We start from the raw sequence: 13,000 nt of genomic DNA, 5'->3' as shown, positions 1-13,000 counted from the left end.
TGGAACATTTCACATGAGCCAATCGACCAAACTCCTCGAGCCCTACAAGCTGGGCGCGCTGACATTGCCGAACCGCCTCGTCATGGCGCCGCTGACGCGCAACCGCGCGGTGCCGCCCGGCATGGTGCCGAGCCCGCTCGCAGTGGACTATTACGGCCAGCGCGCTTCGGCCGGTCTTCTGATCACCGAGGCGAGCCAGGTCTCGCAGCAGGGCCAGGGCTATCAGGACACGCCCGGCATCTATTCGAAAGAGCAGGTCGAAGCCTGGCGCAAGGTCACCGATCGCGTGCATGAGCGCGGTGGCCGGATCTTCATCCAGATCTGGCATGTCGGCCGCATCTCGCACACCTCGCTGCAGCCGAACGGCGGCGCGCCGGTGGCGCCGAGCGCGATCCGCGCCAAGACCAAGACCTTCGTCAACGGCACCTTCGCCGACGTGTCCGAACCGCGCGCACTCGAGCTGTCGGAGATCCCCGGCATCATCGAGGACTTCAAGCGCGGCACCGCCAATGCGCTGGCGGCCGGCTTCGACGGTGTCGAGATCCACGGCGCCAACGGCTATCTGCTCGACCAGTTCGCGCGGGACAGCACCAACAAGCGCACCGACGCCTATGGCGGCTCGATCGAGAAACGCGCCCAGCTGATGCTGGAGGTCTCCAAGGCGGTCGCCAAGGAGGCCGGCGCCGACCGCACCGGCATCCGCATCTCGCCGGTGACGCCGGCCAACGACGTCTCGGACTCCAATCCGCAGCGGCTGTTCGACCACATCGTCGATCAGCTCAACGCGCTGAAGCTGACCTATATCCATGTCATCGAGGGCGCGACCGGCGGCCCGCGCGACAATTTGCCGTTCGACTACGCCTCGCTGCGCAAGCGCTTCAAGCAGGCCTATATCGCCAACAACGGCTACGACTTTGCGCTGGCGGAGAAGGTGCTGGAGGCCGGTGCGGCCGACCTGATCGCGTTCGGCAAGCCCTTCATCTCCAACCCCGATCTGGTCGAGCGGCTGAAGGCCGGCGCCCCGCTCAACGCGTGGGACAAGGCGACCTTCTACGGCGGCGGCGCCAGGGGTTACACGGATTACCCGACGCTGAAGGCGACCGAAGCGGCGGAGTAACTACACCAAAACGAGTCATGCCCCGCGAAGGCGGGGCATCCAGTATTCCAGAGATGCCGGCGGTTGATTGAGACGCCGCGGCATACTGGATCGCCCGGTCAGGCCGGGCGATGACAACGGAGAAAACAGAAAGGCCGGGATCGCCCCGGCCTTTTTCATTGCGCGCTATCTGATTTCCATGCATCGACGGCCTCGCGGCACGACAAGCGCTGGCCTCGACCTCCTGCACCGCATAGCATGGTGCGTATCGAGAGCATAACGTGGTCATATGCGGGAATGAGCAAGGACAACGCCGAGGATATCGTCCGACGCGCGACCGCAGCGTTCAACAGCGGCCGGCACGACGAGGCGATCGCGCTTTGCGAGCGCGGCCTTGCACGCCAAGCCGGCGAGCCGATGCTGAGCCATCTGCTGGCCGCCGTGCTGTTTGCCAAGGGTGAGATCGCGCCGGCTCGCAGCCATGTCGAGACCAGCCTGGCGCAGCGCCCGGACAATGCCGCGGCGCGGCTGCTCGCCGCCCGCCTCGCCCGCGCCGATGGAGAATTCGACGTCGCGCTGACGCATCTCGACCGCGCCATCGCGCTGAAGCCACAGCGCGATGTCTTCGTCGAGAAGGCCCGCACGCTGGATCTGGCCGGCCGCAAGGCGCAGGCGCGCGAGGCCTGGGAAGCGATCCTCAAAGCCATTCCCGAGCATCAGGAAGCCAATGCGCGGCTCGGGCGGCTGGCCTGGGAGGATGGCGAGCTCGCCAGAGCCGCAGGCCTGCTTGCACGCGCCACCGCGGGCGCAGCACCGGCCTCGGTGTGGTTCGATCTCGGCGTCACAAAGCAGGATCTGCGCGACCACGACGGCGCGGCACAGGCCTATCGCAAGGCGCTCGAGATCAAGCCGGACTACGCCGAAGCCGCCCTCAATCTCGGGATCGCGCTGCAGGAGAGTGGAGACACCGACGGCGCAATGCAGGCCTTCGCGCGCGCCTATGCCTTGCGTTCGCAACTGTTCGGATCGATCGCGATGGCGCTGACCTCGGCTCCGCACGGCCGGCTGTGGCTCGATGAGAAGGCGCTGCGTAAGGCGTTAAGTAACTAGCCGCCCGCGCTTGGCGCGGAAATGCTTGCGGTAGACGTTGGGCGCGGCCAGCACCTCGCCGACCACTTTCGCATAGGCTTCGCGGTGTGCATCGTCGAAGGCTTCGAACACCAGTTCGGGGGCCTCTCGCGGCACGGCGAAGCATTGCGCGACCGGCGTCCCCTTCGGCAACACGCCGGCAAAATCGGGCGCGGTCCAGACCGCCGGGAAATTGATCCCGCCGTCGTGAAACCGGTCGGCGTCAACGAGGCCCGAGATCAGCCGGAACGGCAGGTCGTCGCGATTGATCGGATGCGTCGCGAACAGCGACCAGCCCGGTTCGAGCTCGATGGTCCAGAAGCTGTTGAATTTCAGCGCGGCCTGCCCGTTGGCGAACGGCGCGCCGGCGAATTGCGCAGGTGGATGGAAGCTGAGCGGCGCGCGCGGGTGACCCTGCGTTGCCGGCTCCGGAATGTCCCAGTCCCATGCGAACGTGCCGTGCTCGACCCTGACATCGCAAGGCAGCGGGATCATCACCCCGTAGGCCATCGCATCGACGAAGGGCGGGCATTGCTTGACCGTGCGGATGTCGCGGTCGTGGATGTCGGAATGCGCCTTCGCCGGCATCGCGCGCAGCCAATTGGGCAACGCAATGCGGGCCGGGAACGGCCGCGGCAGATGTTCGGCAAGCCGCGGATCGCAGCGAAAAATCATGCGCATGATGACCTCATCGCGTCATTTGAGCACAATCCCGAAAGGGGCTCCACTCTTCCGGATATAAGCGTCGATCAAGTAAAAAAGGCCGGGATTGCTCCCGGCCTTTCGCAGTCTGCGGATGGCGTGGGCTGGTACGCCTTGCCGCCTTACTTCGCTTCGGCGCGCTTGGGCGGGCTCGCCGGCCACGACTTGATCAGGGTGTCGTAGTCGATCGTCTCGCCCTTCGGCTTCTCGTTCGCGAGCTTGCGCTGCGGAGCGATGGTGCCGTCCTTCTCGGCCTTCTTGTACCAGTACTCGGCGGTTTCCTTCTTGTTCAGCTTCGGTCCGCAGGCACCCTGCACACCGGACTTCTCAAGACGCTCCATCACCGAATCCTGGGCCGCGGCCAGCGCGTCCATCGCAGCTTGCGGCGTCTTCGCACCGGACGACGCATCGCCGATGTTCTGCCACCACAGCTGAGCGAGCTTCGGATAGTCGGGCACGTTGTTGCCGGTCGGGGTCCACTGCACGCGGGCGGGCGAGCGGTAGAACTCGATCAGGCCGCCGAGCTTCGGCGCGCGCTCGGTGAACGACTTGTCCCAGATGTCGGATTCACGGATGAAGGTGAGACCGACTTGGCTCTTCTTCAGGCTCGTCGTCTTGGAGACGATGAACTGCAGATAGAGCCAGGCCGCCTTGCGGCGATCGACCGGGGTCGACTTCAAGAGCGTGGCCGAACCCACGTCCTGGTAGCCGAGCTTCATGCCGTCCTTCCAGTACGAGCCGTGCGGCGACGGAGCCATACGCCACTTCGGCGTACCGTCCGCGTTCATCACGGCGATGCCCGGCTTCACCATGTCGGCGGTGAAGGCGGTGTACCAGAAGATCTGCTGGGCGATGTTGCCCTGCGAAGGCACCGGGCCCGACTCGGAGAAGGTCATGCCCTGGGCCTGCGGCGGAGCATACTTCTTCATCCAATCGAGGTACTTGACGATCGAGTAGACCGCCGCCGGGCCGTTGACGTCGCCGCCGCGCTCGACCGACGAGCCGACCGGACGGCAGCCTTCCATGCGGATGCCCCATTCGTCGACCGGCAGGCCGTTCGGGAGACCCTTGTCGCCGTTGCCGGCCATCGACAGCCAGGCGTCGGTGAAACGCCAGCCGAGCGACGGATCCTTCTTGCCATAGTCCATATGGCCGTAGACCTTGACGCCGTTGATCTCCTTGACGTCGTTGGTGAAGAAGTCGGCGATATCTTCATAGGCCGACCAGTTCACGGGCACGCCGAGATCGTAGCCATACTTGGCCTTGAACTTGGCCTTGTACTCCGGGTTGGTGAACCAGTCGTAGCGGAACCAATAGAGGTTCGCGAACTGCTGGTCGGGCAGCTGATAGAGGTGGCCGTTCGGCGCCGTGGTGAACGACTTGCCGATGAAGTCGTCGACGTCGAGCATCGGGTCGGTGACGTCCTTGCTTCGCCCTTCATCCATTCCGTCAGATCGACCGCCTGGCCGTAACGGAAGTGGGTGCCGATGAAGTCGGAGTCGTTGATCCAGCCGTCATAGACGTTCTTGCCGGACTGCATCTGGGTCTGGATCTTCTCGACGACGTCACCTTCCTGGATGATGTCGTGCTTGACCTTGATGCCGGTGATTTCCTCGAACGCCTTGGCGAGCGTGCGGGATTCGTATTCGTGCACCGTCAGGGTTTCGGAGACGACGTTGATCTCCATGCCCTTGAAGGGGGCAGCGGCCTTGATGAACCACTGCATTTCCTTCATCTGGTCGTCCTTGGAGAGGGTCGACGGCTGGAACTCGCTGTCGATCCACTTCTTCGCGGCCGCCTCGTCGGCGCGAGCCGGCGCGGCGATAGCTACTGATGCCACAGCCAGCGCGACGACGCTGGTCATGGTCAGAAGACTATCCTTGGTCCTTCTCAAGTGTCGCATGTTGATTCCTCCGGTTGCAGCGACAAACTAAGTACCCCAGGTCCGGGTAGACCCCGGATCTGCTCTTTTTCGCCTCTCAGACGGTGCGAAAGATCACCGCAGCTGAGGCAAGCGAAATCAGTGTTGCGAGCCACAGGCTCGAAATATCAATGCCCTCCCCGATCGGCAGGGTAAAAATCGGATCGGTACCGACGAGGCCGATCCACAGCAAATGGATCACCGCCGCCAGCACCAGCGAGACGAACAACCGATCGCCGCGCGTGGTCGGAATCCGCAGCACGCCGAGTCGCTCCGCTTCGGGATAGGCGATCGCGAGCCAGGTCATCATGCCGAGCGTAGAGGCAAGCAGCACGAAGAAGACCGCGGTCGGCCAGGTCCATGCCATCCATGCGATGCTGTCCATGGGCGCCTCCTAAACCCGGCCGAGCGCGAAGCCGCGCGCGATGTAGTTGCGGACGAACCAGATCACGAGCGCGCCGGGGATGATGGTAAGCACGCCGGCGGCGGCAAGCAGACCCCAGTCCATGCCGGCAGCCGACACCGTGCGCGTCATGATCGCCGCGATCGGCTTGGCCTGCACCGAAGTCAGCGTGCGCGCCAGCAGCAGCTCGACCCAGGAGAACATGAAGCAGAAGAACGCGGCGACGCCGATACCGCTCGCGATCAACGGCACCAGGATCTTGATGAAGAAGCGCGGGAACGAATAGCCGTCGAGGAACGCGGTCTCGTCGATCTCGCGCGGCACGCCGGAGACGAAGCCTTCGAGGATCCACACCGCCAGCGGCACGTTGAAGATGCAGTGCGCGAGCGCGACCGCCCACGGCGTATCGAACAGGCCGATCGCCGAATAGAGGTTGAAGAACGGCAGCGCATAGACCGCCGCCGGTGCCATGCGGTTCGACAGCAGCCAGAAGAACAGATGCTTGTCGCCGAGGAAGCGGTAGCGCGAGAACGCGTAGGCCGCCGGCAGCGCCACCGCGATCGAGATCACGGTGTTGATGACGACATATTCCAGCGAATTGATGTAGCCCGAATACCAGCTCTCGTCGGTGAAGATGCGTCGGTAGTGCTGCAGCGTCGGCGTGTGCGGCCACAAGGTCATCGTCGAGACGATCTCGGCGTTGGTCTTGAAGCTCATGTTGACGAGCCAGTAGATCGGCAACAACAGGAAGATCAGGAACAGCGCCATGATCAGGCGGCGGCCGGGGATCGAGTGCATCACGCCGCTCCTTCCTTGACCGGACGCTCGGAGCCGGCATTGGTCATCACGGTGTAGAACACCCAGCACACGATCAGGATGATCAGATTGTAGACCAGCGAGAGCGCGGCGGCCTTGCCGAGGTCGAACTGGCCGAGCGCGATCTTGACGAGCTCGATCGAGACGAAGGTCGTCGAGTTGCCGGGACCGCCGCCGGTGACCACGAACGGCTCGGTATAGATCATGAAGCTGTCCATGAAGCGCAGCAGCACCGCGATCAGCAGCACGCGGTTCATCTTCGGCAGCTGGATCGCCTTGAACACCGCCCAGCGCGAGGCGCCGTCGATCTGCGCCGCCTGGTAATAGGCGTCGGGGATCGACTTCAGGCCGGCGTAGCACAGCAGCGCGACGAGGCTGGTCCAGTGCCAGACGTCCATCACGATGACGGTGACCCAGGCGTCGACTTCATTGGAGACGTAATTGTAGTTGAAGCCGAGATGGTTCAGCACATAGCCGAGCAGGCCGATGTCGGGGCGGCCGAAGATCTGCCAGATGGTGCCGACCACGTTCCACGGGATCAGCAGCGGCAGCGCGAGGATGACGAGGCAGGCCGCGACGCTCCAGCCCTCGCGCGGCATCGACAGCGCGACGACGATGCCGAGCGGCACCTCGATCGCAAGGATCACGGCGGAGAAGAACAGATTACGGCCGAGCGAGGCCAGGAAGCGGCCGCCGAGATCGGTCGAGGGATCGAGCAGCTCCTTGAACCAGCCGACGCCGTTCCAGAAGAACTGGTTGTTGCCGAAGGTGTCCTGCATCGAATAGTTCACGACCGTCATCAGCGGCAGCACTGCCGAGAACGCGACCACCAGGAACACCGGCAGCACCAGGAACCAGGCTTTTTGGTTGATCGTCTTGTCCATCAGGCGACCCCTTCCACCAAATGGCTGTCGGCATAGACGTGGACATAGGCGGGATTGAAAACGAGACCGGCGGTATCGCCGGAGACCGAGAAGCCCGGCGGCACGCGCGCCGCGAGCTTGGTGTTGCCGACGCGCACGCGGGCGAACTGGATGCGGCCGAGATCGTCGATCCGTTCGATGGTGGCCGAGAGCAGTCCCGACGCGGGCGCCGCGACATCGACGAACTCCGGCCGTACGCCGATCTCGATCTTCTTGCCGGCCGGCAGGACACCATAGTTGCGATGCAGGCCGATGACATGGCCGTCGATCCGCGCCTCGTGGCCTGAGACCTCGGCGGGGACGATGTTCATGCCGGGCGAACCGATGAAATAGCCGACGAAGGTGTGCGCCGGCTTGTCGAACAGCTCGGCCGGCGTTCCGCTCTGCACCACGCGGCCGTCATGCATGACGACCACGGTGTCGGCGAAGGTCAGCGCCTCGGTCTGATCATGGGTGACGTAGATCATCGTGAGGTCAAGCTCCCGATGCAGCGCCTTCAGCTTGGAGCGCAATTGCCACTTCAGCTCGGGATCGATCACCGTCAGCGGCTCGTCGAACAACACGGCGGCGACGTCGGAACGCACCAGGCCGCGGCCGAGCGAGATCTTCTGCTTGGCGTCGGCGGTCAGCCGCGTCGCCTTGCGGTTCAAATAGGGCGTGAGGTCGAGCAGACCGGCGATCTGCCTGACCCGTGCATCGACCTCGGCCTTGGCGATGCCGCGGTTCTTCAGCGGGAACGCCAGATTCTCGCCCACCGTCATGGTGTCGTAGATCACAGGGAACTGGAACACCTGCGCGATGTTGCGCTTCTGCGTCGACAGCGGCGTGATGTCACGGCCGTCGAACAGGATCTGTCCGCGCGACGGCGTCACGATGCCGGAAATCAAATTGAGTAGCGTGGTCTTGCCGCAGCCGGACGGCCCGAGCAACGCATAGGCGCCGCCCTGCCGCCAGGTCATGGTGACCGGCTTCAGCGCGAACGATTCCAGCGGCGCATCATTGCCGTTGTAGGACTGCGCGAGATCGACGAGGTCAATGCGGGCCATGAAGCATCTCCCTCACTTCGAGAAATTTGTTGCGGGTGAAGCGACGAGGCGGTCGGCCGCGTCGAACACGAAGATGTTGTCGGGATCGAGCGCGGCGTCGAGCACCTGCCCGGGTTCATATTCGTGCACGCCGTGCAGCACCGCGACCCAGTTGGAGTCATGGACATGGACGTGCACGAAGCTCTCCGAGCCAGTGATCTCGGTCACGGTCACGGTGGCAGCGAATTTGTGGCGGCCGGCCGCGACGTTGCCGACATCGAGCTGGTGGGCGCGGAAGCCGATCCGGTAGGCGCCGTCAGGCAGGCTGGCATAGAGGCCGGCCGCGGGCGCCTGCTCGCCGCCGGCATAGATCACCCGGTCACCCTTCTTTTCGATGCCGATGATGTTGAGCGGCGGATCGGAGAACACCTGCGCGACGCGCAACGTGTCGGGATGACGGTAGACCTTCGGCGTCGCGCCGGTCTGCAGCGCCTGGCCTTCCCACATGCACACCGTATCGCCGCCGAGCAGCAGCGCCTCCGACGGCTCGGTGGTGGCGTAGACGAAGATCGCGCCGGAGGCCTCGAAGATGCGCGGCAGTTCGGCACGCAGCTCCTCGCGCAGCTTGTAGTCGAGGTTGGCGAGCGGCTCGTCGAGCAGCACGAGGTCGGCGCCCTTGACCAGCGCGCGGGCGATCGCGGTGCGCTGCTGCTGGCCGCCGGAGAGCTGCAGCGGCGTGCGCTTCAGATAAGGCTCGAGCCGCAACAGAGCGGCCGCTTCGGCGACCCGCTTCTCGATCTCGGCCTTCGGCTTGCCCTGCACCCGCAGCGGCGAGGCGATGTTCTCGTAGACCGTCAGCGAGGGATAGTTGATGAACTGCTGGTAGACCATCGCGACCGAGCGCTGCCGCACGTCGGCGCCGGTGACGTCCTTGCCGTCGACCAGCACGCGGCCGGTGGCCGGCTTGTCGAGGCCGGCGAGCAGCCGCATGATCGACGTCTTGCCCGACAGCGTCGGCCCGAGCAGCACGCTGAGCGTGCCACGCTCCAGTGTCAGCGACACGTCGCGGATGGTCGGAACGCCATCCACGGTTCGCGTGACGTTCTGCAGTGCAACGCTCATGCCCGTCCTCCCGCTTCGCGGAGGGGACGTTCACCGGAGACGCGGTTGGCGGCCATCCACTCATCGAGCGCGGCGATTTCACCCGCCGTCATCCGCAAGCCCAGCTTGGATCGTCGCCAGACGACATCTTCCGCAGTCCGAGCCCATTCATTCGCCATCAGGTACCGGACTTCACTCTCCGTCAAGGTCGCGCCGAACGAGCGACCGAGATCTTCAGCCGATGCTGCATTGCCGAGGACCTTTGCGGCACGCGTGCCGTAGGCGTGCGCGAGACGGTTGGCGTGGGGCTGCGCGAGGAACGGATGGTTGCGAACCAGTTCGGCGGCGAGCGCCGCGACCGCGGAGACATCCATGTCGCCGCCGGGCAGCGGCGCCTTGCCGGTCCAGCCCTCCTGCGCTTTCGCGCCCTTTAGATAAGGCGCGAGCCGCTCCAGCGCCTCTTCGGACAGCCGGCGATAGGTCGTGATCTTGCCGCCATAGATCGACAGCAGCGGCGCACCGCCGGGCGTATCGAGCTCGAACACATAGTCGCGGGTCGCGGCCTTGGCCTCGCTCGCGCCGTCGTCATAGAGCGGACGCACGCCGGAGTAATCCCAAACCACGTCCTGCGGCTTCACCGGCTTGGCGAGGTATTCGCTTGCGGAGGCGCAGAGATATTCGATCTCCTCCTGCGTCGCCTTCACCTTGGCCGGATCGCCGTCATAGTCGCGGTCGGTGGTGCCGATCAGCGAAAATTCGTTCTGATAGGGAATCACGAAGATGATGCGGCCGTCGGCATTCTGGAAGATGTAGGCGCGGTCGTGGTCGTAGAGCTTGGGCACCACGATGTGCGAGCCCTGCACCAGGCGCACCTTGGCCCGCGCGTTGACACCGGCGCCTGACGCCAGCACCTGCTCGACCCAGGGACCGCCGGCATTGACCAGCACGCGCGCCTTGATCGTCTCACGCGAGCCGCTCGTCGTATCCTCGACCGTGACGTGCCAGATGCCGTCGACCTGCCGGGTCTCGACCGCACGGGTGCGGGTGCGGATCTCGGCGCCGCGATCGGCGGCGTCGCGCGCGGTCAGCGCAACCAGCCGCGCGTCGTCGACGAAGCAGTCGGAATATTCAAAGCCCTTGGTGTAGCGGCCGGGGATCAGCGGCTTGCCGACCACGTCGCGGGTCAGATCGACCGAGCGCGTCGCCGGCAACAGATGCCGGCCGCCGATATGATCGTAGAGGAAGAGGCCGAGCCGCAGCAGCCAGGCCGGGCGCAGGCCCGCGTGGTGCGGCAAAACGAAACGCAGCGGTCGAATGATGTGGGGCGCGATCTGCCAGAGGATCTCGCGCTCGATCAGCGCCTCGCGCACCAAACGAAACTCGTAATATTCGAGATAGCGCAAGCCGCCATGCACGAGCTTGGTCGACCAGGACGACGTCCCGCTGGCCAAGTCATTCATTTCACACAGGAAAACAGAATTACCCCGGCCCGCCGCATCGCGCCCGATGCCGCAGCCATTAACGCCGCCTCCGATGATGGCGAGGTCGTAAATCTGATCCAAAGAACGCTTCCCCCGGCAACCGCCTTCGCTTTGGCGGTTTTACTTTCGGATTGGAGTAGATCACAACAAAAAACGAAAGCAAAGCGAAAATGGGGAACTTGAGCTGGGGATTTTTTGGGCGGGATGATCGCGGCGGGGGCAGAGCCATGCACGAATCTCGGACCATCGCCCCTAGCGCAGCGGCGGCGCCGTTATCGCTGAGGTGCAAGCGCAATCGAGCCGCTTCATCCTCCCCTGGAGGGGGTGAACGGCCGCGTATCTAATTTGGATGTCGTCGACGAGTCAGCGAAGGCACAGACGATTCAGAGCACCGACAATTCAGCGCTAAGCGCTGCGCAGCGTCGCCTGCGCCGCATCGGCGTTGTCGTCGATATCGACTTGCGGCTTGTCCATCGCGACGACGACCTCGATCCCTCTGCTGTGGCAGATGTTGGCGAGGCCCGCAGGCAAGGGCGAGTCGGTCACGAAGGTCTGGATCTGGCTCATATGGGCGATGCGCACCGGCGCGCTGCGGCGGAGTTTTGTCGCATCCGACACCAGCATCACGTTGCGCGCGTTGGCGATGATCGCCTGCGCCACCTGCACCTCGCGATAGTCGAAGTCGAGCAGCGCACCCTCCTCGTCGATCGCGGAGGCGCCGATGATGGCGTAATCGACCTTGAACTGGCCGATCAGCTGCGTCGCGGTGGAGCCGACCACCGCACCGTCGGCGCGGCGCACCGTGCCGCCGGCCACCACCACCTCGATGCGCGGATGACGATAGAGCAGCATCGCGACATTGAGGTTGTTGGTGATGACGAGCAGGTCCTCGTGCGAGGTCAGCGCGCTCGCGACCTCCTCCGTGGTGGTGCCGATATTGATGAACAGCGAGCAGCCGTTCGGAATCCGCGCGGCCGCCGCGGCGCCGATCGCCTTCTTCTCCTCGGCGGCAACGAAGCGCCGCGCTTCATAGGCGAGGTTCTCGACGCCCGAGGCGATGATCGCACCGCCATGGATGCGGGTCAGCGACCGCTCGTCGCAGAGATCGTTGAGGTCCTTGCGGATGGTCTGCGCCGACACCTCGAACCGCTTGGCAAGGTCCTCGACCATGACCCGGCCGAATGCGCGTGCAATGTTGAGGATTTCAGTCTGGCGATGGGAGAGTCCGGCCACGGCGGCACCCTTGAAACGGCAATTGGTTGGAGCATGGTCATTTCGGAAAACCGGTTTCCACTTTTCCGGATCATGCTCTCGCTCATGGTGCGACCGTTCGGCACCGAGGTCAACGAGCAAGCATCGCCGGGGTTAAGAACTGCGTTGCAGCAATGCCGATTCACCAAGCCATGGCCGACGCGACCAGGCGGATCAATTCGGGATCGTCGACGCCCGGGCGCTGGTGACCGCGCCGGCCGCAAGCAGGTCGGCATGGCTGAGCCCGGTTCTCATCCCGATCGTGGCGATGCCTGCCGCCGTCGCGGACTGAATGCCGGAGCGCGAGTCCTCGAACGCCAGCGACGCGGATGCCACGGCGCCGGCGAGGCGCAGCCCCTCGAGATACGGCAATGGGTGGGGCTTGCCGTGCGCCAGCTCGTCGCCGATCACGAGCGCCTTGAAACGGTGCACGACGCCCAGTCCGGAAAGCAGCAATTCGGCGTTCGCGCGCGGCGCATTGGTCACCGCCACCATCGGCACGCCGGCGCGATCGGCCCGGTCGAGCAGCGCCATCAATCCCGGCACCGGCACGATCTGGCCACTGACCAGTTCGCGGAAGATCCGCTCCTTCTCACCGAGGATGCCAGCGCGGCGTTCAGGCGGCTCGTGGGCGAGGAAGCGCTCGCCGATCGAGTACATTGGAGAAGCCTTGCAGCTCCCTTCCGAAGCGCGCGTGATCGAAGGAGTGTCCATGAGGGCCGAGCACCCGGTTGAACGCTGCCAGATGCAGCGGATCGGTGTCGGCGAGCGTGCCGTCGATATCGAACAGCAGTGCACCCTGTGTCTGCGACGCTTGGCCTTGTGTCTGCGACATCCGGGGAGATATTCCGTGAATCCGGACGCATCAATACAGACTCTCGCGGCGCACGCAAATGACGCGCCGCCGTGGCCGCATGTCAGGAGGCCAGCTGCAGATCTTGCCCAGTGACAAGCCGTCGCGCGGCGCGCTCGGCCTCACGTGCATTGCGAAAAATCTGGCCTTCGAGGGCGTGGAAGCGGTGCGAGGCGGCAAAAAACGCGTAACCGCCGGTGTCGCGCACCACGATACCCGCGGTCTGTGAACTCACTTCGATGACATAGCACTCGGACATTGTCGGCCTCGGTTTGATTCCGGCCCGACAACGGTGTCATC

The 13,000-nt window shown here is 64.6% G+C and carries 11 protein-coding genes and 2 pseudogenes; 2 read left to right on the top strand and 11 right to left on the bottom strand.

Translation table 11 applies throughout. The features are described 5' to 3' along the window. The first annotated feature begins 13 nt into the window (after positions 1-13). Both ALC15_RS10515 and ALC15_RS10510 read left to right on the top strand, forming a co-directional pair. Positions 14-1,117: an alkene reductase gene (locus ALC15_RS10515; protein WP_050627188.1), complete on the top strand. Its 1,104-nt coding sequence runs from the start codon at positions 14-16 to the stop codon at positions 1,115-1,117. A 276-nt stretch (positions 1,118-1,393) separates the two neighbouring features. Continuing rightward, a complete protein-coding gene (locus ALC15_RS10510) occupies positions 1,394-2,206 on the top strand; it encodes a tetratricopeptide repeat protein (protein WP_050627187.1) in 813 nt (270 codons plus the stop codon). On the opposite strand, the gene ALC15_RS10505 is transcribed toward ALC15_RS10510, so the two are convergent. The 11 genes and pseudogenes from ALC15_RS10505 to ALC15_RS10455 all read right to left on the bottom strand — a co-directional run bounded on the left by ALC15_RS10505 (position 2,195) and on the right by ALC15_RS10455 (position 12,959). Next, positions 2,195-2,905, bottom strand: coding sequence for a hypothetical protein (locus ALC15_RS10505; RefSeq protein ID WP_050627186.1), 711 nt, complete (start codon positions 2,903-2,905; stop codon positions 2,195-2,197). The genes ALC15_RS10510 and ALC15_RS10505 overlap by 12 nt on opposite strands. 143 nt (positions 2,906-3,048) lie before the next feature. Beyond that, positions 3,049-4,790 (bottom strand): annotated as a pseudogene (locus tag ALC15_RS10500) (ABC transporter substrate-binding protein). Positions 4,791-4,905: 115 nt separating this feature from the next. Then, complete coding sequence (locus tag ALC15_RS10495) at positions 4,906-5,232, bottom strand: DUF2160 domain-containing protein (RefSeq protein WP_050627185.1); 327 nt, start codon at positions 5,230-5,232, stop codon at positions 4,906-4,908. Between the two features lie 9 nt (positions 5,233-5,241). After that, entirely contained in the window at positions 5,242-6,048 is an 807-nt protein-coding gene (locus tag ALC15_RS10490) for a carbohydrate ABC transporter permease (protein WP_021075985.1), read from the bottom strand. Next, a complete protein-coding gene (locus tag ALC15_RS10485) occupies positions 6,048-6,950 on the bottom strand; it encodes a carbohydrate ABC transporter permease (protein WP_050627184.1) in 903 nt (300 codons plus the stop codon). The genes ALC15_RS10490 and ALC15_RS10485 overlap by 1 nt, the downstream gene beginning before the upstream one ends. Next, positions 6,950-8,035 (bottom strand): ABC transporter ATP-binding protein, encoded by a 1,086-nt coding sequence (locus ALC15_RS10480; protein WP_050627183.1) that lies wholly within the window; start codon positions 8,033-8,035, stop codon positions 6,950-6,952. The genes ALC15_RS10485 and ALC15_RS10480 overlap by 1 nt, the downstream gene beginning before the upstream one ends. A gap of 12 nt (positions 8,036-8,047) precedes the next feature. Beyond that, on the bottom strand, positions 8,048-9,136 hold the full coding sequence (locus ALC15_RS10475) for an ABC transporter ATP-binding protein (RefSeq protein ID WP_050627182.1): 1,089 nt from the start codon (positions 9,134-9,136) through the stop codon (positions 8,048-8,050). After that, positions 9,133-10,677, bottom strand: a complete 1,545-nt coding sequence (gene glpD / locus ALC15_RS10470; RefSeq protein WP_050627181.1) for a glycerol-3-phosphate dehydrogenase — start codon at positions 10,675-10,677, stop codon at positions 9,133-9,135. Before glpD ends, ALC15_RS10475 begins: the two co-directional genes overlap by 4 nt. 324 nt (positions 10,678-11,001) lie before the next feature. Then, complete coding sequence (locus tag ALC15_RS10465; RefSeq protein WP_050627180.1) at positions 11,002-11,829, bottom strand: DeoR/GlpR family DNA-binding transcription regulator; 828 nt, start codon at positions 11,827-11,829, stop codon at positions 11,002-11,004. Positions 11,830-11,989: 160 nt separating this feature from the next. Beyond that, positions 11,990-12,682: pseudogene (locus ALC15_RS10460) on the bottom strand (HAD family hydrolase). 82 nt (positions 12,683-12,764) lie between these two features. Further along, positions 12,765-12,959, bottom strand: a complete 195-nt coding sequence (locus tag ALC15_RS10455) for a hypothetical protein (protein ID WP_050627179.1) — start codon at positions 12,957-12,959, stop codon at positions 12,765-12,767. Between the last annotated feature and the right edge of the window lie 41 nt (positions 12,960-13,000).

The sequence above is a fragment of the Bradyrhizobium viridifuturi genome, assembly GCF_001238275.1.
GTDB lineage: Bacteria > Pseudomonadota > Alphaproteobacteria > Rhizobiales > Xanthobacteraceae > Bradyrhizobium > Bradyrhizobium viridifuturi.
This window is presented reverse-complemented; position numbering and strand designations above follow the sequence as displayed.

Excerpts from the sequence above, each read along its gene's own strand:
- ALC15_RS10480 (WP_050627183.1), bottom strand. The coding sequence starts at position 8,035 with ATGGCCCGCATTGACCTCGTCGATCTCGCGCAGTCCTACAACGGCAAT.
- ALC15_RS10475 (WP_050627182.1), bottom strand. The coding sequence starts at position 9,136 with ATGAGCGTTGCACTGCAGAACGTCACGCGAACCGTGGATGGCGTTCCG.
- ALC15_RS10490 (WP_021075985.1), bottom strand. The coding sequence starts at position 6,048 with ATGCACTCGATCCCCGGCCGCCGCCTGATCATGGCGCTGTTCCTGATC.
- ALC15_RS10515 (WP_050627188.1), top strand. The coding sequence starts at position 14 with ATGAGCCAATCGACCAAACTCCTCGAGCCCTACAAGCTGGGCGCGCTG.
- ALC15_RS10455 (WP_050627179.1), bottom strand. The coding sequence starts at position 12,959 with ATGTCCGAGTGCTATGTCATCGAAGTGAGTTCACAGACCGCGGGTATC.
- ALC15_RS10485 (WP_050627184.1), bottom strand. The coding sequence starts at position 6,950 with ATGGACAAGACGATCAACCAAAAAGCCTGGTTCCTGGTGCTGCCGGTG.
- ALC15_RS10510 (WP_050627187.1), top strand. The coding sequence starts at position 1,394 with ATGAGCAAGGACAACGCCGAGGATATCGTCCGACGCGCGACCGCAGCG.
- ALC15_RS10505 (WP_050627186.1), bottom strand. The coding sequence starts at position 2,905 with ATGCGCATGATTTTTCGCTGCGATCCGCGGCTTGCCGAACATCTGCCG.
- ALC15_RS10495 (WP_050627185.1), bottom strand. The coding sequence starts at position 5,232 with ATGGACAGCATCGCATGGATGGCATGGACCTGGCCGACCGCGGTCTTC.